The sequence below is a fragment of the Blastococcus sp. SYSU D00669 genome, assembly GCF_054050715.1.
Genome location: NZ_JBJGZV010000004.1, coordinates 98,887 through 118,765, shown reverse-complemented (window position 1 = coordinate 118,765; position 19,879 = coordinate 98,887). Strand labels below are relative to the sequence as shown.

Sequence of the window (19,879 nt, the reverse complement as noted above, 5' to 3'; positions counted from 1 at the left end):
AGGGTCGGCAGGCATGACGTCGCCCGTCCCCCACCGGCTCGCCCGCGACACGCAGAACAAGGTGCTCGGGGGTGTCTGCGCCGGCATCGCCCGCCGCTACGGCCTGTCGACGACGGCGCTGCGCCTGGCGTTCGTGCTGTCCTGCATCCTGCCCGGACCGCAGTTCATCGCCTACGTGGTGCTGTGGATCGTGCTGCCGCCGGACACGCGGCGGTAGGTCACCAGCTGTTGCCGCGGCGCAGTCCGCGCACCGCCGGCCGGACGTCGACGAGGTAGACGACGGCGGCGATGACGGCGGGGAGCCCGAAGAAGTCCAGCGGCCCGCGGAAGAACAGCACCACCGCGGCGAGGGCGGTGATCCCGACCCAGGCCGGCTTGGACAGCTTGCCGGTGGCCACGTAGGCGGTCGCGGGCCGGATGACGGCGTCGACGAACGCCCAGACCGGGAGTGCCAGCGCGGCCCAGTACAGGGCCGTCAGCAGGAGCGCGTCGAACGTCATGGGGGCAGGGTACCCGCGGGAGCGGCCTCGTCCCGGCTCATGACGGGCGACCGCGCTCCGCGGGGGTGAGGTCCCGGGGACGCCACAGGGCCCCGGAGCGCTCGTGGCAGCTCCGGGGCCCTGGTTCGGCGATCCGGCGTCAGGCCTTCTTGGCCGGGACGGCGGTCGGGTCGGCCGGCTTCGCGGTGCGGGCGCGGGTGGTCCGCGCCTTGCCCACGGAGGAGGTCGCCTTGGCCGGGGTGGCCTTGCGGGCCGCGGTGGTGCGCGGCGTGCGCGTGGCCGGCTGGACCGGCTCGGCGGCGGCCGCCTCGACCGTGTCCTTGGCGGACTCGGCGGCCTCGGCGGCGACCTTCTCGGCCTTGGCGGTCACCTTGGTGGCCTTGGCAGCGGTCTTCTGCGCGACGGAGGTCACCTCGTCGGAGGCGTCCTGGACCTTCTCCGCGGTCTCCTCGAGCACGTCCTCGAGGGCGTCCTCGACGGTGTCGACGGCGCGCTCGGCACGGGTCACGACGCGACGGAAGCCGGGCTGGCGACGCAGCTCGTCGACCACGACGGCGCCGCGCTCGGCGAGCGACTCGACGGTGGCCAGCGCCTGGGTGCGGGCGGTCTCGACCAGGCCGGCGACGGTGCTGCGCACCGACTCCGGCCGGGCGGCGACGGCGAGCTCGTGGGCCCGGGTGCGGGCGGTGCTCACAGCCTCGGTGGCCCGGGTGCGGGCCTCCTTGACGCCGAGGTCGGCCTGGACCCTGGCCTCGCCGGGCAGGGCCTCGGCGCGGGAGCGGAGGGTGCCCACGACGGCCTTGGCGCGCTCGACGGCGAGGTCGCCGGCGCCGATGGTCGCCAGCAGCTGGGTCTTGGTGAGCTTGACGGCGGTCTCGCCGTACTGCTTCACGGTGTCGGTGGGGGTCATGCTGTCTCCTCGGAGGATCGGGGGTCGGGGGCGGTGCGGGGGCTGGTCGCGGCGGCTGCGTGCTCGCGGACGTAGGTCTCGTAGAGCTCGAGCAGCACCGCCTTGTGCCGCTCCGACAGCGCGTCGTCCGAGCGGATCGCCGCCACGGTGTCGGCGTTGCCGGGCCGCCGGTCGAGGATCCCGGCCTGCTCGTAGAGCGTCTCGGCCGAGATCTTCAGGCCCCGGGCGATCGCTGCGAGGACCTCTGCCGACGGCTTGCGGAGGCCCCGCTCCACCTGGGACAGGTACGGGTTGCTGACGCCGGCGGAGCGGGCCAGCTCGCGCACGGAGACGCGCGCGGCGTTGCGCTGCTCGCGGATGAACTCACCCACCGCCGAGGCCGTGGGCGCCGCGGCGACGGTGTCCACGACCGAGCCGGCGATCCGGTCCACCGTCTCGCGGACCGTCGTCACCTGCTCCCGCACGAACTCCGTCGGCTTCTGCACGGGTACGACGCTAGCCGCAGGTGCTAGCTGTTGCAAGCGGCGCTGCTAGCGCACGACGGTGAGCATCCTCACACCGGAAACCGCAGGTCAGACGATTATCGCCGCCGCGGGCCGGATCTCACCCACCACACCGTCCCCACCGCGGACCGGGCCCAGCAACCACGGGCCGAGCAGGTCGGCGGGCACGCCGATCCGGCGCAGGCCGGCCGCCAGCGCGGGCGTGCGGCCGCGGTCCCCACCGTCGTCCAGCTTGAGCGCCACCGCACCACCGCCGGGCAGCGCGGCGACGTGCACGCCGTCGGCACCGCCCTTGACCAGCAGGCCGGGGACGGCGCGCATCAGCTCGGTGTCCTCCCGACCGGTGCCGGCGACCAGCCACGGGGAGGCGCGCATCGCGTCGGCCACCGACCGCTCCCGGCTGCCCGCGGGCGCCGCCACCAGCGACAGCACCCCGCGGGCGAGACCGGTCAGGGTGAGGGCGTGCTGCGGCGCCCCGCAGCCGTCGACGACGACGGCCTCGACCGGCTCCTCCGCCGTCTCGGCGAGCCGGGCCTCGACCGCCTGCTGCAGCGGGTGCCCCGGGTCGAGGTAGCCGTGCGGGTCCCAGCCGGCCGCCACGCAGGCCGACAGCATCGCGGCGTGCTTGCCCGAGCAGTTCATCGCCAGGCGCTCCGGCGCCCGGCCCCCGGCCAGCCACCGCGCCCGGGTCGGCTCGTGCAGCGGCAGGGCGGGCGGGCAGCCCAGGTGCTCCGGGCCCAGCCCGACGGCGGCGAGCATGCCGGCGACCAGCTCGCGGTGACCGTCCTCGCCGGAGTGCGAGGCCGCGCCGATGGCGAGCTCCTCGGCGGAGCGGGGCGCCCAGCCGGCGGCGAGGAACGCCGTCGCCTGCACCGGCTTGTTGGCCGAGCGCGGCAGGACCGGCCGGTCGACCGCACCGGCCGCGGCGAGGACCGCGCCGTCGGCCCCGAGGACGACGAGGGCGCCCCGGTGCACCGACTCGAGGAACCCCGAGCGCCAGACCTCGACCAGGACCGGGTTGTCCGGCCAGGCGTTCAGTGGCGCCCCTCGTCGGCCAGGAGGGCGGCGACGTCGGCCTCGCCGTCGCGGTAGCGGCGGCCCAGCTCACCGGCCAGCGCGTCCATCACCTGCTGCACGCCGCGGCGGCGCTCCGACAGGCCGGTCTCGGCCTCGGCCAGGGCGCGGGCGGCCTTCTCCAGCTTCGCGTCGGAGAGCTCGGTGATCGCGGAGAGGTCGACGTCGGTGAGGCCGTTGACCCACGACTCGTACTCCTCGGGCGCCGCCGGCTGCACGGTCTGGTGCCGGCCGAGGCCGTGCGCCGGGCCGCGGCCCTTCTCGGCGAGGATCTCGGGCAGCAGGTCGACGAGCGAGCGGCCGTCGTTGTCGGCGCGGCGCTGCAGCTCCCGCCGGACGATGTCGAGCCGGCCCTGCAGCAGGCGCCGGGTGTAGGAGAGGTTGACCTCCTCCTGCTCGGCCGTGCGGCGCAACCGCCGGACCTCGGCCATCGGCTGGTGCACCGCGTTCTCGACGAAGCCCGGGTCGAGCAGCGCGTCCACGGCGGCGCCGCCGGCGGGGGTCGGCTGGGGAGTCACGAGGAGGCCTCCACGAGGTTTCTTCCGATGCCGAGCAGGGCCCGGGCCTGGTCGGTGGTCAGCGGCGGGCGCTGGGCGATGCGGGCCAGCCCGGCGGCCCGCGCCACCAACTGTGCGTTGTCGCGCACCGGTTCGCCGGGAGCGTAGGTGAGCGTGTCCTCCATGCCCACCCGGAGGTGACCGCCGGCCGAGAGGGCGGCGAGCATCACCGGCAGCGAGGTGCGGCCCACGCCGGTCGCGGCGAACGTCGCCCCGGCGGGGAGCAGGGGCAGGCAGGCGGCGAGCGCCTGCGTCGTCCCCGGCATGCCGCCGGGGACCCCCATGACGAGGTCGACGTGCACGTGCCCGCCGTGCGGTGGGCCGTGGCGGTCGAGCAGCCGTTGCAGGGTGGCCAGGTGCCCGAGGTCGAAGACCTCGTACTCGGGGACGATCCCGCGCTGCTGCATCTGCGTGTGCAGCTCGACGATGAGGTCCCACGGGTTGCTGAACACGTCGCGGCCGAAGTTGACGGTGCCCAGCGACAGCGAGGCGGCGTCGGGATCGACGCCGAGGACGGCGAGGCGGGCGTCGAACGGGTCGGTGACGGCGCCGCCGGTGGAGATCTGCACGACCAGGTCGGTGGCCTCGCGCACGGCGGCGACCACCTCGCGGCAGCGGCCCAGGTCGAGGGTCGGGCGGGTGTCCTCGCCGCGCACGTGCAGGTGGACCACCGCGGCGCCCACCGCCTCGCAGTCGCGGGCGGTGCGCACGACCTCCTCGACGGTGACCGGCAGCGCCGGGACGTCGGCCTTGGCCGACTCCGCCCCCGTGGGGGCGAGGGTGATCAGCGTGCCCTGGGTCACCGGCCGATGTTCGCAGACCGGACCGCGCGCACGCGCTCCCGGGCCGCGGCGAGCGCGTCGTCCACCTCGGCCGGCGCGTCGTCGGGGTCGATCGCGGCCGCCGCCCCGCCCACGGTGAGCGCGGTGCCCGGCTGCACGGACCGCTTCACCAGCGCCAGGGCGACGACGCCCAGCTCGTGGTGGCGGACGACGGTCCCCACGCGGCCCACCTCGCGCGGGCCGGCCTGCAGCGGCGTGCCGGGTGCGGGCAGCTCCTCGCTCACGCCGTCGAGGTGCAGCAGCACCAGCCGGCGCGGCGGGCGGCCGAGGTTGTGCACCCGGGCGACGGTCTCCTGCCCGCGGTAGCACCCCTTCTCCAGGTGGACGGCGGTGGTGAGCCACTCCAGCTCGTTGGGGATGGTGCGGTGGTCGCTGTCGACGCCCGCCCGCGGCCGCCGCGCCTCCACCCGCAGCGCCTCGTACGCGTCGAGCCCGACGAGGCCGGCGCCGGCGGCGAGCAGCCGGTCGGCCAGCTCCCCCACCGACGCGCGCGGGACGACCAGGTCGACGACGGCGGCGGTCCCGTCGCCGATCGCGGGCATCCGGCGGGCGAAGCCGCCGCCGTCGAGCGGGGTGACCGCGTCGGGCACGGGCAGACCGGCCGCGGCGAGCACGTCGGCGCCCCGCGGGCCGACGAGCGAGAGCACCGCCCACCCGTCGGTCACGAGCGCGGGCTCGACGCGGAGCATGAAGACCATCCGCTGCAGGAAGCCCAGCAGCTCGGCACCGGTGCCCGGCTCGACGTCGGCCCACGTGGTGCCGGCGAGGTCGGCCAGGACCAGGTGGTGCTCGACGTGCCCGTTCGGCGAGAGGACCAGCGCCTCGGTGCCGGTGCCGTCGGCGAGCCGCTCGAGGTGCTGGCTGGTGAGGCTGTGCAGCCAGGTCAGCCGGTCGGGGCCGGGGATCGCCAGCACGTCGCGGTCGCTGCGGTCGACCAGCCCGGCGCCCTCGGCCAGCAGGCGCTGCTCGCGCAGGGGGTCGCCGTAGTGGGCGGCGACAGCCGGGATGTCAGCAGAGTGGGCGGCGACAGCCGGGATGTCAGCAGGGTGGGCGGCGATCCCGCCGCTCTCGACTGCCACCGCTCCCGGGCGGTCCAGCAGGGGGTTCATGAGTGCTCCGTTCCGGCTCGGTCCCGGCAGTCGCGGCAGGTCCCGGAGAGCGCGACGTGCCCCACGTCCACGGTGAAACCGAGATCGGCGGCCAGACGTTCCGCGGCGCCGTCGAGCAGCGCCGGATCGGCCGAGGCGATGGTGCCGCACGACTGGCAGACCACGTGCAGGTGCCGGTGCTCGGCCGCGGCGTGGTAGACCGGCGCGCCCTTGCCGAGGTGGGTGTGCCAGACCAGCCCGAGGCGCTCGAGCACCTCGAGGTTGCGGTAGACGGTCGAGGTGTCGGGGGCCGCGCCGTCGGGGCCGGCCTGGTCGCGCAGCCAGGCGCCGATCGCCTCGGGGGTGGCGTGGCGCAGCTCGTCGACCGCGGCGAGCACCTGGCGGCGCGGCGCGGTGAGCCGCAGCCCCTGCGCGTGCAGCCGCTCCGCCAGGGGCGCGACCTCGCCGGCCGGGCCGCCCCGGTGTCCGTGCTCGTGCGCCACGCGACGAGCCTAGGCGTGCCGTGTAGCAGGCTGGGGGCGTGGACGACGTGCAGCGGGTGGCGGTGTGGGAGGACGGCGGCGTGCGGACGCCGGCGGCCGACGAGCCGGTGGTGAACGCCTTCGACCAGGGCCTGTCCCGCGGCGACGGCGTCTTCGAGTCGGTCGCCGTCGTCGGCGGTCGGGCCCCGCACCTCGACGCGCACGTCGCCCGCCTGTCCCGCTCGGCCGGGCTGCTCGGCCTCGCCGACCCCGGCGCGGCGGTGTGGCGGGCGGTGGTCGACGCGCTGGTGGAGAAGTGGCCGGCCGACGTGGAGGCCGCCGTCCGGCTCTACCTGACGCGCGGCCTGGGCGACGGCTCGACGCCCACGGTGCTCGGCGTGCTCTCCCCGGTGTCGGCGGAGGTGCTGCGGCAGCGCGCCGAGGGCATCGCCGTGCTGAGCCTCGGCCTGGGGGTGCCCGCCGGCTTCCGGGCGCGGGCGCCCTGGCTGCTGGGCGGGGCGAAGACGCTGTCGTACGCGGTGAACATGGCCGCGCTGCGGTACGCCCACGAGCACGACGCCGACGACGTGGTGTTCACGTCGGTGGAGGGACAGCTGCTCGAGGGTCCGACGTCGACCGTCGTTTGGGCGGCGGACGGCGTGCTGCGCACCCCGCCGGTGGACACGGGCATCCTCGCCGGGACGACGGTGCAGCGCCTGTTCGCGCGCGCGGCGGAGGCCGGCTGGCCGGCCGAGGTGGCCAGGGGCACCGTCGCGGACCTGCACGCCGCCGACGCCGTGTGGCTCGTGTCGGGCATCCGCGGGGCCGCGGCCGTGCACACCCTGGACGGCGTGCGGCGCGGCGATGCGGGTCTGTCCGCCCGGGTGCGGGAGCTGCTCGACCGGTAGGCTCACAGCCAGGTGAGCCGGGAAGTCTGGTCGGCACGTGAACATCGCCGACCCCTGATCCGGAGCCGCCGCCCATGACCCGTCCTCACACCCTGTTCGGCCGCGGCACGTGGCCCGAGGCGCGCCGCGTCGCCGACATCCTCCGCAAGGAGACCGTCGGCGGCGTCCTGCTGCTGATCGGTGCGGCGGTCGCGTTCGCGTGGGCGAACAGCCCGTGGGCAGGTGCTTACGAGAGCCTCCGGGACACCCGGGTGGGACCGAGCGCGCTGCACCTCGATCTGACCCTCGGCACGTGGGCCGCGGACGGCCTGCTGGCGATCTTCTTCTTCGTCGCCGGTCTCGAGCTCAAGCGGGAGTTCGTCGCCGGCGACCTGCGCGATCCCCGTCGCGCCGCGCTCCCGGTCGCCGCCGCGGTGGGCGGGATGGCGGTGCCGGCGCTGTTCTTCGTGCTGTTCAACCTCGGTGCGGCCGACGGCGCCCTGCGCGGCTGGGCCATCCCGGCGGCGACCGACATCGCGTTCGCGCTCGCCGTGCTGGCCGTGATCAGCACTCACCTGCCGACGGCGCTGCGGACGTTCCTGCTCACCCTCGCGGTGGTCGACGACCTGCTCGCGATCGTCGTGATCGCCGTGTTCTACACGGCTGAGCTCGCGGTCGTCCCCCTGCTCCTGGCTCTGCTGCCGCTGGCCGCCTTCGGCATCCTGGTGCAGAAGCGGATCCGTTCCTGGTGGTTGCTGCTGCCGCTGGCGGCCGTCACGTGGGTGCTGGTGCACGAGTCCGGCGTGCACGCGACGGTGGCCGGCGTGCTGCTCGCCTTCACCGTCCCGGTGGTCCGCAGCGAGGCCGCCGGCGGTCCGGACGCCGGCCCGGGGATGGCGGAGCACTTCGAGCACCGCATCCGGCCGCTGTCGGCCGGGGTCGCCGTCCCGGTGTTCGCCTTCTTCTCGGCCGGCGTGGCGGTGGGCGGGCTCTCCGGCCTCGGCGCCGCCCTGGGCGACAGCATCGCGCTCGGGATAATCGTCGGGCTCGTGGCGGGCAAGACGATCGGCATCACGGCTGCGACCTGGCTCGTGCAGCGGTTCACGCGCGCGCAGATGGACGAGAGCCTGGGCTGGCCCGACGTCGTGGGCCTGGCCCTGCTCGGTGGCATCGGCTTCACGGTCTCGTTGCTGATCACCGAGCTCGCCTACGGTGCGGGCACGGAGCGCTACGACCACGCCAAGGTCGGCATCCTGGCCGGGACGATCGCCGCGGCGGTGCTCGCCACGGTCGTCCTGCGCCTGCGCAACCGGCGCTACCGGCGGATCCACGCACTCGAGACCGCCGACCTCGACCAGGACCAGATCCCCGACGTCTACCAGACCGCCGACGAGGCGGCGCAGCACGACCCCGGCTGGAAGGGCGCCCCGCCCCCCGGTCGGCCGGCGCCGCCGTTCTCCGAGGGCTGAACAATCACGTTGCCGCCCCTCCCGACGGCGTCGTACCGTCGAGGTACACGAGAGAGGAGGTGGTCCGTACTTTGCATGCTCATCGGACTCGTGAGGTGGCTGTCCGCTAGCCGCCGTCTGTGATGGGCCGCCCGTCCGGCGTGGAAGCCGGGCGAACGGCACGACCGCCCGTCGCTGTGAACGGCGGCGAGCGAGAACCGGACAGTCACCCGACCCCCGGGCCGCCGACCATTGTCCAGTCGGCCCGCGAGCAGCCGTCCTGTCGGACCGGCGCCGCGGAGCAGCCCGGGGGTTGTCCGTTCTCCGGGTAGGTTCCGCCCCGTGCACCTGGCCGGCCGCCCCGTGGAGACCGACACCTCGGCCGGGGCGTGGCTCGCCGCCGCGCCGGCACCGCCCGGACCACCGACGGTGGGCTCGCTCGTCCCGGCCGTGTTCGAGGCCTACGCCCGCGTGCTGCACCCCGCGATCCGCTACGACGGGGACGACGACGTCGAGGTCCCCTGGGCCGCGGTCGCCGAGCACAACGACCGGACCCCCCACCGGTTGATGCAGTGGGCGGCGGTGACCGGCTCCTGGGACTTCGTCGCGGACGACGACCAGCCCGACCTCTGGAACGACTCCCCCGCCGAGGGCCACCTGCCGGTGCCGGTCGCCGAGCGGCTGGCCGCCGTCCTCGTCCGGCACACGACCACGCCCGACGACTGCTGGTTCGGGGCCTACACCGATCCGCCGGCCGACGGGGGCACGCTCGTCCTCGGCGACCGCTGCCACCGGCTGGTGCGCGGGCCGATCGCCCTGGCCGCGGCCAACTTCGCCCCCGAACCGGCCGAGCAGAGCCCGAGCCTGTGGTTCCCGGCCGACCGCGCCTGGTGCGTCGTCACCGACATCGACCTGATGAGCAGCTACCTCGGTGGCAGCCGGGAGGCGGTGGCCGCGGTCCTGGCCGCCGACGGGCTCGACGCCTGGCCGGCCGAGCCGGACGACCCGGTGTCGCCGGACAGCGACCCGGTCAACCCGCCTCCGGAGTAGGGGGGCTGGACGGCGGAGCGCCGCCCCTGCATCCTGCGCCGGTGCGCCTGCTCACCGCCCGCCTCACCGCCGTGCTGTGGGCGCTGACCTGGTGGGTCTTCCCCGGCTTCGGTCTGGCGGACCTGTCCGTCTCCTGGGACCCGGACTGGCCGGTGGTCCTGGAGGCGAGCTGGGGCGTGTTCACGACCGTGCTCGTCGGCGGCTCGTTCCTGGCCGTGGCGGTGCGCCCGGCCCGGTCCGCTCCCGCGCTGGTCACCCTGGCGATCGCGCTGGGCGCCCTGCTGGTCGCCGCCGCGGCCGGGCTGGAGTGGCAGGTGCTCGGCTACGCCGGCGTGCTCGCGGTCGAGGCGGCGGTCCTGGTGGCGCTGCTCCGTCCGTGGCGCGAGGCGCTGCGTCCGGTGGCACGGGGCCGCTCCGCGCCGCTGCTGGTCGTCGCCGTCCTCGGTGCCTGGCCCTGGCTGGCGCACGCCGAGCGGATGTTCCGCGAGAACCGCCGGTCGGCCGGGGTGCTCATCGGCGACCTCACCATGGGGGTCGACCACCACGCGGTGCAGGGGGCGCTGGCCCTCGCGCTCGTCGCGCTGCCGCTGGCCGCCGCGGTCTGGCCGCGGGGGCGGCGGCACCTGGGCGTCGGCGCGGGGCTGTGCGCCGGCTACCTCGGCGTGGTCTCGTACGCGTTCCCCGTCACCTGGGCGGGCCTCGACCCGACCTGGTCAGTGCTCTGCCTGGTGTGGGCGGCGGCCCTCGTCGCGGTGTCGCTGGCGCCGGCGCGGTCGGCCGGGCGGGCGGCGCCCGCCGTCGACGAGCGGGCGGGGGTCCGGTGACCACCGACGGCCTGCTGCCGTGCCCCTGCTGCGGCAGCCGGACGCTGCCGGGCCACGCGAACTACGACATCTGCCCGGTCTGCTTCTGGGAGGACGACGGGACGACCGCTCTGGACCACCCGAGCCCCGTCAACCGGATGGCCTGCCTGCTGGAGGCGCGCAACGCCTACACCGCATGGGGCGCGATGGACCCCGAGTTCGTCCACCGCACCCGGCCGCCGCGCACCGACGAGGTCCCTCCCGGGACGCCGTTCCGCGGTGAGCTCCCCTACGACCGGTGGCCGTCGGTGGAGGTGGCGCCCGGCGTGCGGTTCGGCTGGATCGGGCCGTCGGTGTCGTACGGCGTCCACGAGCGGGAGGGCTTCGTCGTGCTCGCCGACGGGCGCCGCGCCGGGTTGCGCGTGCTCGGCGACCCGCACGCCGACCGGGGACGCGCCTGGCCGGTCGAGGACGCGTACCGCGACCGGGACGCGGTCCTCGAGGTGCGGGTACCGGGGCACCTCACCTCGACCGAGGACGTCGTGGCCGCGTTGCGCGCCGGGCTGGCGGCCGAGGTCGTCGCGCAGCTCCCCGCGCCGGAGGGCCCTTGGGCGCCCGCGCGGACGTCGCTGGGCCAGACCCGGGTGCACGGCGGTGGCGGGCACGGCCAGGACGACTGGGAGGCCTCCCCCGACGATCCCGACCGCGTGGCCGGGTGGGCCGAGGCGCAGCTGCGGGCGGGCGCGCAGCCGGGGGACGAGCTCGAGGCGCTCGGTCCCCGGGAGTGGGTGGTCCGGCGGCGGTCGCCGTCGGGGCTGACGATCCGCGGCGTCACCGTCCACGACGCCGGGCAGCTGCCGCCCGGCGTCCCCGGCCCGCTGCCCGACGGCACCCGCTGCGTGCTCCGGTGGAGTTCCGGGCTGTTCCCCGCCCCACCGCCGCCGGCCCCACCACAGCAGCAGCGGCGGCGGTGGGGACGCGGCTGACGCTCACCCGCCGGCGATCTTCCGCTCCAGGTACCAGGAGAAGTGGCCGCGGTAGCGCCGCTGCAGGTCGGGGAGCTGCCAGTCCCGCCCCCGGACCACGCCGCGGCACCGCTCCGTGCCGCAGGAGCAGGGCATCTCGTCGTCGTGGTCGTCGAAGAGCGCGTAGTCGGTGGTGATCTCCTCGCCCGCGCCGATGTCCCGCATCGCCACGACGAGGACGTTCCCGCCGAAGCCGGCGTTGGGGTCGCACGAGTGGTTGAGGAAGAGCATCACCGGCTCGTACTCGTCCGGCTCGCGTGCCACGAGGTGCAGGCCGTCGGCGATCTGCACGGCCGAGTTGGGCAGCGGTTCGGGCAGCGCGGCCAGCTCCTCGTCGGTCACGACGTGCCCGCCCTTGACCGCGACCACCTCACCCGCGGCGATCGGCGCCGTGGCGCGCAGCCCCCGCCCGGCGATCCCGCTGGCGAGGCCCTTCTGCGCCTTCGGTGAGATCCACGACCCGACGGGCGCGGCGGTCACGGCGTGCTCCTCCTACAGCTGCGCGAGCTCGGCGGCGAGGTCGTCCAGCCCGAGCGAGCCCTGGGAGAGCGCGGCCATGTGCCACGCCTTGAGGTCGAAGTCGGCGCCCCGGTTCTCCCGCGCGGCCTCCCGACCGGCCAGCCACGCGCGCTCACCGAGCTTGTAGCTGATCGCCTGCCCCGGCATGCCGAGGTAGCGCACCAGCTCGCTGTCGAGGAACTGCGGGTCGCGGCCGCAGTTCTCGCCGAAGAACGCCCGCGCGAGCTCGGGCGTCCAGGGCTGCCCGCGGTGGTCGGCGACGGCGCCCTCGGCGTCGTCCGGGATCGGCAGCTCCAGGTGCATGCCGATGTCGACGACCACGCGGACGGCGCGCATCTGCTGGGCGTCGAGGTAGCCGAGCCGGGCACCGGGGTCGGTGAGGTAGCCGAGCTCGTCCATGAGCCGCTCCGCGTAGAGCGCCCACCCCTCGACGTTGGCGCCGACCGAGCCGATCGACGCCTGGTAGGTGGAGAGGTCCTCGGCCACGTAGGCCCACTGCGCCAGCTGCAGGTGGTGGCCGGGGACGCCCTCGTGGTACCAGGTCGAGACCAGGTCCCACAGCGGGAAGCGCTCGCGGCCCAGCGTCGGCAGCCAGGTGCGGCCGGGCCGGGAGAAGTCCTGCGACGGGCGGGTGTAGTACGGCGCGGCCGCGCTGCCGGGCGGCGCGATCATCGCCTCGACCCGGCGGACCGGCTCGGCGATGTCGAAGTGCGTCCCGTCGAGGGCGTCCATCGCCTCGTCCATCATCGCCTGCAGCCGCTCGCGGACGGCCTCGACGCCCTCGACGGCCTCGCCGTGCACGTCGAGCCAGCGCATCGCCTCCATGGGCGTCGCCCCGGGCACGACCTTCCCGGCCTCGGTGCGCTGCTCGGCCAGGATCCGCTTGTGCTCGGCCCAGCCCCAGGCGTAGGCCTCCTCCAGGCCGCCGCCGGCGCCGAGGTCGGAGCCGGTCCACCGGCGGGCGAACATGGCGTAGCGGTCGCGGCCCACTGCGTCCGGCGTCCCCTCCGCCTGCGGCCGGTACGTGTCGCGCAGGAAGTCGCGGACGCCGGCGACCGCCTCGTCGGCGGCCCGCGCCGCCGTCTCCAGCTCGCCCCGCAGCGCCTCGGGACCCGCTTGCACGAACCCGTGGAAGTACGGCCCCGCGAGCCACTCGCCGAGCTGGCCGACGACGGTGTCCACCTGCCGCGGCGCGGCGAGCAGCCCCCGCCTCGAGCCCTCCTCCAGCGACTCGCGGTAGCCGCGGTAGGCCTCGGGCACGCGGGCCAGCCGACGGGCGATCACCGCCCAGTCGTCCTCGGTCTGCGCCGGCATCAGCGCGAACACCTGGCGGATCGAGTGCACGGGGCTGAACAGGTTGGACACCGATCGCAGCCCCTCCCCCGCCTCGTGCGCGGCGAGCTCGGCCTCCAGGCGCTCGCGCAGCAGGCGGGCGCAGCGCCGCTCGACCGGGTCGTCCTCGAGCGCGGGGTCGTTGGCCAGGACGCGGTCCAGCTCGGCGAGGGTGTTGCGGAGCAGGGCCGCCTCGGCCTCGAGACCGGCGGGCGAGATGTCGGGCAGCCGGTCGTCGCCCGGCCGGTTGCCGAGGGCGGTGGCGACGATCGGGTCGAGGTCGCTGACCTCCTCGACGTAGGCGTCGGCGACCGTGCGCGGGGTGGCAGGGCGGGTCGACGAATCGGGAGTGGTCATCGGATCCGTTCGAGTCGGGCGGACATGGTGGGGCGGAGCTGACGGTCGGGCCCGGCGCGGTCGATGGCGTACAGGAGCGCGCCGTCGACGATGCCGTAGAGCCGGACGGCGTGGACGACGTCGGGTGCGTCCGGCGTGCGGGCCAGCACGTCGGTGGCCAGCTCCCAGCTCGTCGTCGTCCGCGCCCGGCCGGCGTAGATCTCGACCCAGCCGTCGGGGCTGGCGACGAGGAGCTCGACGTCGTCCTGACCGCGGGCCCGGAGGAACCCCGACTCGCGGGAGTCGGGGCCGACGATCTGCCCGTCGTCGGTCAGCCGCCACGACCGCGCCTCGTAGGCGAGGAAGCCGCGCCCGTCGTGGGCGAAGCGGATCCACTGGCCGAACCGGTGGTCGCCCTCGGGGCCGGCCGCCTGCCCCTCGCCGTGCCACTCGCCGAGCAGCGGGAGGACCGACAGCAGCTCGTCGGAGACGTCGGGCCCGGAGCGAACGTCGGCGGTGTCGGGGACGGGCAGCTCGGTCGGGGCGCTCACCGGCGCACGCCCCTCGGCCGGCGGCCGGCCCGGTAGGCGCCGTACGCGCTGCCCAGGGCGGCCAGCGCCACCAGGGCGACCAGGAGCCAGGCGGAGACCATGACCCCACCGTAGAAGGACGGCGGCGCGCCGCCTCAGGCGGCCGGGGCGCCCGCCCGCGGACCCACGCCCGCGGCGTCGGCCACGACGTCCGGCCACGGGGTGGCGGTCAGCCCGAAGGTGGCCGTGGTGGCGGAGGCGTCGATGACGTAGGGCTGGTCGAACTGGTGCCGGACGTCGAGCACCTCGCGCATCTTCGGCGAGAACGGGCCGATCGCCCGCAGCAGGCCCCACGGGATCCCGCTGACCTCCGGCGCGGTCCGCCCGAGCGCCGCGGCGAGGTCGGTGAGCGCCTGCCGCTGCGTGCGGACGGCGCTCGGCACGTGCCACGCCCGCCCGTGGGCGCGCTCGTCCTCCGCGAGGGTCACCAGCACCTCCGCGACGTCGGGGATGTAGGACCACCCGCGCGGCACGTCGGGGTCGCCGACCACCCACGCGCGGCGGCCGGCCCGCAGGGCGGGCAGCTGGCGCTGCAGGTGCGAGTGCGCTGCAGGCACGGTGGGGCCGACGAAGTCGGCGGCGCGGGCCTCGGTGACGCGGGCCCGTCCGGCCCGGTGCGCGGCCAGCATGTCCTCCCACATCCGGACGCGCACGCGGCCCTTGGTGTCGGTCGCCCGCAGCGGCGACTCCGGCGTCATCGGGCCCTCGGGCCGGCCGTAGCCGTACAGGTTGCCCATGGTCACCAGGACGGCGCCGGCGTGCTCCGCCGCGGTCAGCAGCGCGGCGGCGACCGGCGGCCAGTCGCTGGCCCAGCGGTGGTAGGCGGGGTTGACCGCGTTGTAGAGCGCGGCCGCCCCGTCGGTGGCCGCGATGAGGGCGGTGGCGTCGGCCGCGTCCACGGCGCGGTGCTCGACGCCCGCGGTGGACGTGCCGCCGCTGCGGGACAGCACCCGCACCTCGTGGCCGCGGGCGGCGAGTAGTTCCGCCGTCGCCGTCCCGACCGGACCCTTGCCGACGATCACGTGCAGTGCCATGCCGTTCCCCTGTTCTGCGAGCAGTGCTCTCGGATATGACTCATGCTCTCCAGTCGTCCCGTCGCTGTCAAGAGCAGTGCTCTCACTTGCGTTCAGTGTTCTCGTAGGCGACCATGGCCGCGTGCCGACCACCGCCCGCGAACGCGTCCGCGCGGAGCTCACCCGCGAGATCACCGACGCGGCCCGCAGCCAGCTGGCCGAGGTGGGTGCGGCCGGGCTCTCGTTGCGCGCCGTGGCGCGCGAGCTCGGGATGGCGTCGTCCGCGCTCTACCGGTACTTCCCCAGCCGCGACGACCTGCTGACCCGGCTGATCATCGACAGCTACGACGCCCTGGGCGCCGCCGCCGAGCGGGCCGACGACCCCGGCGCGCCGTCCCGGCAGCGCTGGCTGGCGGTCTGCCGCGCCGTCCGGGCGTGGGCCCGGGAGCACCCGCACGAGTACGCGCTCCTCTACGGCTCGCCGGTGCCCGGCTACCGGGCGCCGGAGGACACGGTGCCGCCGGCGGTCCGCGTCGGCACGCTGCTGGGCCGGATCCTCGGGGACGCCGCACGGGCCGGCGAGCTGCCCGACAGCGCCGGCGAGCGCGACCGCGGGCTGATCAGCGACGACACGGTCACCGTGCTCGGCGGCGACCACCCGGCCATCGACGAGACCGTCCGGGTGCGCGCGCTGCTGGCGTGGAGCTCGATCTACGGGACGATCAGCTTCGAGCTGTTCGGCCACTTCGTGGGCGCCGTCGAGGACGCCGACCGCTACTTCGACCGCGCCATGGAGGAACTGGCCGACCTGCTCGGCCTGGCATGACGGCCACCGCGGAGGGGCCGCAGGTCGAGATCCGCGCCCCGCTGGTCGTGCGGGTCACCGGCTGGGTGGTCGCGGTGGGCGGCCTGGTGCTGGTCCTCGGGCCCGGACTGGTCGACGCCGTCCGGGCCGGCGACCCCGGCGCGGCCGTGCTGCGCGTCGCGTTCGCGGTGGTGTGGCTGGCGATCGCCGTGCGCACCACCGGCACGGCGGTCCGCACGACCGCGGACGGCCGGCTGCTCGTGCGCAACCAGCTCCGCACCCGGACCTTCGAGCGGTCCGAGATCGAGGACGTCCGCCCGGCCACCGGCCGGTCCGCCCAGGGAGCGGGCCTCCACCTGCTGCTGCGGGACGGCACCGTGGTGGCGCTGCAGGCCGCCGCGCCCCCCGGCCTGGGGGTGCACCGGCGCGACCTGACCCGTCACCAGGAGGCGCTGCGCCGGTGGCTGGCGGCAGCGTGAGGAGCTCCCGTGCCGTTCACCGGTAGCCACCCGGCGGCGGTCCTCCCGTTCCTGCGCACACCGCTGCCGGCGTCGGCGCTGGTCGTCGGCAGCACGGCCCCCGACCTGCCCTTCTACCTGCCGCTGCCGCAGTGGTACGCCACGCACACCGCCCTGGCGGTCGTGACCACCGACCTGCTCGTGGGCCTCCTCGCGTGGGCGGTGTGGCACGGCCTGCTGGTGGCACCGGCGCTGGCGACGGCACCCGCGCCGCTGCGGGCGCGGCTCGCCGGGCTCCGGGCGGGCCTGCGTCCCCGGCTCGCCACCGGGCGGCAGGCGCTGCTGCTCGTCGCGGCGCTGGTGCTCGGCGCGGCCACGCACGTGCTGTGGGACGAGTTCACCCACCCCCGCCGCTGGGGACCCGAGCACCTGCCCGCCCTCGCGGCGAACTGGGGACCGCTGCCGGGTCACCGCTGGCTGCAGTACGCCAGCAGCGTCGTCGGCGTCGTCGTCCTGCTGGCCTGGTCGGTCCGCTGGTGGCGGCGGACCCCGCCCGCACCCGTCGTGCCGGACCGGGGCACCCGGTGGGTCTGGCCGCTGCTCGCGGCCGTGGCGGTGGTCGCCGGCACCGCCGCGGCGCTGCGCGCGGGGACCCTGGACGACGCCGTCTTCCCCGGCGCGCGGTGGGCCGGCGGCTCGGCCCTGCTGGCCGGCGTGGTGCTGGCCGCGGCCTGGCACGCCGCGCGCCGGCTCCGCCGATCGGACGAACCGCGCGCCGGCTGACGGGAGATCGGGGCCCGCACCGGACAGACTCCCGGCGTGGACCCCGCTGCCGACCGGCGCCGGCGCTTCGAGCGCCTGGTGGCCGCCGTCTTCGAGCCGGTCCAGCGGTACCTGCTGCGGCGGGCAGCGCGCGGCTGCCTGGCCAACAGCCGGCGCGGCACGGCCCGGCAGGAGCGCCTCGTGCACCGGCTCGCCCAGCAGAGGACCGACGAGGCCGAGGACGACGGCGCGCTGGCCGAGGCGCTCGCCGGGCTGTCCGCCGCCGACCAGGAGCTCCTGCGGTCGTGGGCCTGGGAGCAGCTGCCGCCCCGCGAGATCGCGACCGTGCTCGGGATCAGCGCCAACGCCGCCGGCATCCGGCTGCACCGGGCGAAGCGGCGGCTGCGGGAGGCGTTCTCCGCGCGAAAGGACGGCGACGCGGCCGGACAGGTGGGGGTGCGGGACGGAGGAGGTGCGGCGTGACCGGGTCCGAGGACGACGACGACCTGCGCGCCCGCCTGGCCCGGCTCGACCCGGCCGGACCGCAGGTGCCGGTCGACCCCGCCACCGGCCTGCGGGCCGCCGAGCTGAGGGAGCGCGCCGTGCAGAGCACCGACGTCCCGACCGACCTGACCACCCGCCGCCGACCGCTCGCCCGGCTGGCTGCCGCCGCAGCCGTCGCCGCCGCCCTCGTCGTCGCGCTCGTGGTCGGCGGGGGCGGCTCGCGGGAGCCGACCACCGCCGCGTTCTCGCTCCCGGCGCCGGACGCCGCGGCCTCGTGCCTGGCGTTCGACGTGGCCGTCCTGCGGGACATGCCCGTCGCGTTCGCCGGCACGGTCACCGCGGCCGACACCGAGCGGGTCACCCTCGACGTCGACCGCTGGTACGCCGGCGGCGAGGCCGAGCGGGTCACCCTCGCCGTCCCGCCGGGCCAGACCTCGGCCGCGCTGGACGGCGTCGGCTTCCGCGCCGGCGAGCGCTACCTGGTGACCGCCGCCGCCGACGGCACGGTCAACGGCTGCGGCTACAGCGGCCCGGCCACGCCCGAGGTGGAGGCGGCGTTCGAGGAGGCGTTCGGCGGTTAGCCGCGCAGCAGCCGGAAGGCGTGCGTCCAGGTGCCGTGCGCGAACCCGTACGCCGTCCAGGCCAGGGCCATCGCCTCCAGCCACCGGCTGGCCTCGATGCCGCCGAGGTCGGCGACGTCCCAGCCGGTCTGCTCGAGCAGGCCGGTGACGGTCTGCTTGGCGCCGGCGTCGTCCCCGGCGATGAACATCGTCGGCGGCCCGCCGGGCAGGTCGGGGTCGACCATGAGCGCGTTGCCGACCGTGTTGTAGGCCTTGACCACCCGCGCCTCGGGCACCGCGCGCTGCACCTGCTCCCCCAGCGAGTCGGTGGTGCCGACGAACAGGCCGGGCCGGCCGGAGGACGTCTCGAGCGGGTTCGTGGCGTCGACGAGCACCTTGCCGACGAGCTCGTCGGCGACGGACCGGACCAGGTCGACCGCGACCTGGCCGTTCACGGCGAGGACGACGAGCTCGGCGACCCGGACCACCTCGGCCGGCTCCCCGCTGGGCACGCCCTCGATCTCCGCCCGCCGGGTGCCGATCCGCACCCGGTGCCCGTGCCGCGCGTACCCGATCGCCAGCGCGCGTCCGACGACCCCACTGCCCAGGATCCCGATCTCCACGGCTGTCGATCGTGGAGCGTCGGCACCTGTCGGGGAAGTACCTCAGGCCTCCTCCGGGTCCGGGCCGCGCACCGCGCGGCCACCGTCCACCGGCAGCACCGCCCCGGTGACGAAGGAGGCGGCGTCGGAGAGCAGGAACGCCACGGTGTCTGCCACCTCGGCCGGCGTGCCGACGCGGCCCAGGGGGTGGAGCACGGCCATCTGGTCCGTCGTCCGCGCCGCCGCCTGCGGGCCCTGCGACCGGAGGAGCTGCTGGTAGCGCTCGGTGTCGATCGAGCCCAGCGCCACCGCGTTGACCCGGACGCCGTCGGCGCCGTGCTCGACGGCCAGCGCCCGGGTGAACCCCTCGACCGCGGCCTTGGCGGTCGCGTACGGCAGCGCGCCGCGGACCGGCCGCTGCGCCTGGTGGCTCGAGACGTTCACGATCGACCCGCCGCCGCCGGCGGCCAGGAAGCGGCGGACGGCGCTCGTGCAGCCGGTGACCACCGGGGCCAGGTTCGCCGCGATCAGGGCCAGCACCTCGGCCGGCGGGTGCGTGTCCACGGCCGCGTCGCGGAAGACCGCGGCGTTGTTCACCCAGCCGGCCAGCCGCCCGGCGGCCTCGGCGCGGTCGGCGGCCTGCTCGGTCACGGCGGGGTCGGCGGCGTCCCCGGTGACCGGCAGCAGGCGCGCACCGGCCGGGTGCGCCGGCAGCCAGGCCAGCGCCGCGACGTCCCGTTCGAGGACGACGACGGTGCTCCCGTCGGCGGCCAGCCGCTCGACGACCGCCCGGCCGACGCCGCGGCCGCCGCCGGTCACCACGTAGGAGCGGGTCACGGACCGATCCTCCCCCGGATGCGCGTCAGCCCGCCCCGGCCGGAGCCGGGGCGGGCTGGACGTGCTGGAACGGCCCCGCCGGGCGGCGGGGTCCGTCCTCAGGCGAGGGCGACGGTCGTCTCGTTCAGGCCGACGTCGGCGGTGAGGGTGCGCTCGCCCTTGCCGACCGGGGCCAGCGAGCGGACCTTCCACTCACCCGGAGCGGCGAAGAACCGGAACTCGCCCTCGGGGCTGGTCACCACCTCGGCGGTGAACTCGTCGGTCGCGTCGAGCAGCCGGACGTAGGCGCCGGCCACCGGCGCGCCGTCGTGCCAGACCTGGCCCTGGATCACCGTCTGCGTGTCCAGGTCGATCCCCGCGAGGCTGCCGCCCTGCTTCGGGGCTCCGCACAT

26 protein-coding genes are annotated in these 19,879 nt (G+C 76.2%); 11 read left to right on the top strand and 15 right to left on the bottom strand.

Annotated features, from left to right (window positions below; genetic code table 11):
- The first annotated feature begins 13 nt into the window (after positions 1–13).
- A complete protein-coding gene (locus ACI8AF_RS05070) occupies positions 14–217 on the top strand; it encodes a PspC domain-containing protein (protein WP_456538581.1) in 204 nt (67 codons plus the stop codon).
- Position 218: 1 nt separating this feature from the next.
- Here the strand turns inward: ACI8AF_RS05070 and ACI8AF_RS05065 are convergent, their stop codons facing one another.
- The 8 genes from ACI8AF_RS05065 to ACI8AF_RS05030 all read right to left on the bottom strand — a co-directional run bounded on the left by ACI8AF_RS05065 (position 219) and on the right by ACI8AF_RS05030 (position 5,977).
- Positions 219–500 (bottom strand): DUF2516 family protein, encoded by a 282-nt coding sequence (locus ACI8AF_RS05065; protein ID WP_456538580.1) that lies wholly within the window; start codon positions 498–500, stop codon positions 219–221.
- A 139-nt stretch (positions 501–639) separates the two neighbouring features.
- Positions 640–1,410 (bottom strand): hypothetical protein, encoded by a 771-nt coding sequence (locus tag ACI8AF_RS05060; RefSeq protein WP_456538579.1) that lies wholly within the window; start codon positions 1,408–1,410, stop codon positions 640–642.
- The gene (locus ACI8AF_RS05055) at positions 1,407–1,895 is read right to left on the bottom strand and encodes a helix-turn-helix domain-containing protein (protein WP_456538578.1); all 489 of its coding nucleotides are present in this window, start codon (positions 1,893–1,895) and stop codon (positions 1,407–1,409) included. Before ACI8AF_RS05055 ends, ACI8AF_RS05060 begins: the two co-directional genes overlap by 4 nt.
- An 87-nt stretch (positions 1,896–1,982) precedes the next feature.
- On the bottom strand, positions 1,983–2,924 hold the full coding sequence (locus tag ACI8AF_RS05050; RefSeq protein ID WP_456538649.1) for an asparaginase: 942 nt from the start codon (positions 2,922–2,924) through the stop codon (positions 1,983–1,985).
- 23 nt (positions 2,925–2,947) lie between these two features.
- Positions 2,948–3,505 carry an RsiG family protein gene (locus ACI8AF_RS05045; protein ID WP_456538577.1) on the bottom strand — a complete coding sequence of 186 codons (558 nt, stop codon included), beginning with the start codon at positions 3,503–3,505 and terminating at the stop codon, positions 2,948–2,950.
- A complete protein-coding gene (locus tag ACI8AF_RS05040; RefSeq protein WP_456538576.1) occupies positions 3,502–4,347 on the bottom strand; it encodes a 3-keto-5-aminohexanoate cleavage protein in 846 nt (281 codons plus the stop codon). The genes ACI8AF_RS05045 and ACI8AF_RS05040 overlap by 4 nt, the downstream gene beginning before the upstream one ends.
- Positions 4,344–5,495, bottom strand: a complete 1,152-nt coding sequence (gene ygfZ / locus ACI8AF_RS05035; RefSeq protein WP_456538575.1) for a CAF17-like 4Fe-4S cluster assembly/insertion protein YgfZ — start codon at positions 5,493–5,495, stop codon at positions 4,344–4,346. Before ygfZ ends, ACI8AF_RS05040 begins: the two co-directional genes overlap by 4 nt.
- On the bottom strand, positions 5,492–5,977 hold the full coding sequence (locus tag ACI8AF_RS05030) for a Fur family transcriptional regulator (protein ID WP_456538574.1): 486 nt from the start codon (positions 5,975–5,977) through the stop codon (positions 5,492–5,494). Before ACI8AF_RS05030 ends, ygfZ begins: the two co-directional genes overlap by 4 nt.
- A gap of 38 nt (positions 5,978–6,015) precedes the next feature.
- Between ACI8AF_RS05030 and ACI8AF_RS05025 the strand changes: the two genes are divergently transcribed.
- From ACI8AF_RS05025 to ACI8AF_RS05005, 5 genes are all read left to right on the top strand, one after another.
- Entirely contained in the window at positions 6,016–6,864 is an 849-nt protein-coding gene (locus ACI8AF_RS05025; RefSeq protein WP_456538573.1) for an aminotransferase class IV, read from the top strand.
- A gap of 74 nt (positions 6,865–6,938) precedes the next feature.
- A complete protein-coding gene (nhaA, locus tag ACI8AF_RS05020) occupies positions 6,939–8,312 on the top strand; it encodes a Na+/H+ antiporter NhaA (RefSeq protein ID WP_456538572.1) in 1,374 nt (457 codons plus the stop codon).
- A 321-nt stretch (positions 8,313–8,633) separates the two neighbouring features.
- A complete protein-coding gene (locus tag ACI8AF_RS05015) occupies positions 8,634–9,341 on the top strand; it encodes a hypothetical protein (RefSeq protein ID WP_456538571.1) in 708 nt (235 codons plus the stop codon).
- Positions 9,342–9,382: 41 nt separating this feature from the next.
- Positions 9,383–10,165 (top strand): hypothetical protein, encoded by a 783-nt coding sequence (locus ACI8AF_RS05010; protein WP_456538570.1) that lies wholly within the window; start codon positions 9,383–9,385, stop codon positions 10,163–10,165.
- Positions 10,162–11,130: a CPCC family cysteine-rich protein gene (locus tag ACI8AF_RS05005; protein WP_456538569.1), complete on the top strand. Its 969-nt coding sequence runs from the start codon at positions 10,162–10,164 to the stop codon at positions 11,128–11,130. The genes ACI8AF_RS05010 and ACI8AF_RS05005 overlap by 4 nt, the downstream gene beginning before the upstream one ends.
- A 3-nt stretch (positions 11,131–11,133) precedes the next feature.
- On the opposite strand, the gene ACI8AF_RS05000 is transcribed toward ACI8AF_RS05005, so the two are convergent.
- The 4 genes from ACI8AF_RS05000 to ACI8AF_RS04985 all read right to left on the bottom strand — a co-directional run bounded on the left by ACI8AF_RS05000 (position 11,134) and on the right by ACI8AF_RS04985 (position 14,980).
- On the bottom strand, positions 11,134–11,649 hold the full coding sequence (locus tag ACI8AF_RS05000) for an SET domain-containing protein (RefSeq protein ID WP_456538568.1): 516 nt from the start codon (positions 11,647–11,649) through the stop codon (positions 11,134–11,136).
- Positions 11,650–11,661: 12 nt separating this feature from the next.
- On the bottom strand, positions 11,662–13,377 hold the full coding sequence (locus tag ACI8AF_RS04995; RefSeq protein WP_456538567.1) for a DUF885 domain-containing protein: 1,716 nt from the start codon (positions 13,375–13,377) through the stop codon (positions 11,662–11,664).
- Positions 13,374–13,907, bottom strand: coding sequence for an FABP family protein (locus tag ACI8AF_RS04990; protein WP_456538566.1), 534 nt, complete (start codon positions 13,905–13,907; stop codon positions 13,374–13,376). The genes ACI8AF_RS04995 and ACI8AF_RS04990 overlap by 4 nt, the downstream gene beginning before the upstream one ends.
- 134 nt (positions 13,908–14,041) lie before the next feature.
- Positions 14,042–14,980 (bottom strand): NAD-dependent epimerase/dehydratase family protein, encoded by a 939-nt coding sequence (locus ACI8AF_RS04985; RefSeq protein WP_456538565.1) that lies wholly within the window; start codon positions 14,978–14,980, stop codon positions 14,042–14,044.
- A gap of 121 nt (positions 14,981–15,101) precedes the next feature.
- On the opposite strand from ACI8AF_RS04985, the gene ACI8AF_RS04980 reads away from it, so the two are divergent.
- Genes ACI8AF_RS04980 through ACI8AF_RS04960 form a run of 5 tightly spaced genes read left to right on the top strand, consistent with a single transcriptional unit; the run spans position 15,102 to position 18,069 of the window.
- On the top strand, positions 15,102–15,785 hold the full coding sequence (locus tag ACI8AF_RS04980) for a TetR/AcrR family transcriptional regulator (RefSeq protein ID WP_456538564.1): 684 nt from the start codon (positions 15,102–15,104) through the stop codon (positions 15,783–15,785).
- The gene (locus tag ACI8AF_RS04975) at positions 15,782–16,243 is read left to right on the top strand and encodes a PH domain-containing protein (RefSeq protein WP_456538563.1); all 462 of its coding nucleotides are present in this window, start codon (positions 15,782–15,784) and stop codon (positions 16,241–16,243) included. The genes ACI8AF_RS04980 and ACI8AF_RS04975 overlap by 4 nt, the downstream gene beginning before the upstream one ends.
- Positions 16,244–16,252: 9 nt before the next feature.
- Positions 16,253–17,005 carry a DUF4184 family protein gene (locus ACI8AF_RS04970; protein ID WP_456538562.1) on the top strand — a complete coding sequence of 251 codons (753 nt, stop codon included), beginning with the start codon at positions 16,253–16,255 and terminating at the stop codon, positions 17,003–17,005.
- Between the two features lie 36 nt (positions 17,006–17,041).
- Positions 17,042–17,467, top strand: a complete 426-nt coding sequence (locus tag ACI8AF_RS04965; protein WP_456538561.1) for an RNA polymerase sigma factor — start codon at positions 17,042–17,044, stop codon at positions 17,465–17,467.
- A complete protein-coding gene (locus ACI8AF_RS04960; RefSeq protein WP_456538560.1) occupies positions 17,464–18,069 on the top strand; it encodes a hypothetical protein in 606 nt (201 codons plus the stop codon). Before ACI8AF_RS04965 ends, ACI8AF_RS04960 begins: the two co-directional genes overlap by 4 nt.
- Here the strand turns inward: ACI8AF_RS04960 and ACI8AF_RS04955 are convergent.
- The 3 genes from ACI8AF_RS04955 to ACI8AF_RS04945 form a co-directional block, all read right to left on the bottom strand.
- A complete protein-coding gene (locus tag ACI8AF_RS04955) occupies positions 18,066–18,671 on the bottom strand; it encodes an NADPH-dependent F420 reductase (RefSeq protein ID WP_456538559.1) in 606 nt (201 codons plus the stop codon). The genes ACI8AF_RS04960 and ACI8AF_RS04955 overlap by 4 nt on opposite strands.
- 42 nt (positions 18,672–18,713) lie before the next feature.
- Entirely contained in the window at positions 18,714–19,487 is a 774-nt protein-coding gene (locus ACI8AF_RS04950; RefSeq protein ID WP_456538558.1) for an SDR family NAD(P)-dependent oxidoreductase, read from the bottom strand.
- Positions 19,488–19,585: 98 nt separating this feature from the next.
- Complete coding sequence (locus ACI8AF_RS04945) at positions 19,586–19,879, bottom strand: DUF1416 domain-containing protein (protein ID WP_456538557.1); 294 nt, start codon at positions 19,877–19,879, stop codon at positions 19,586–19,588.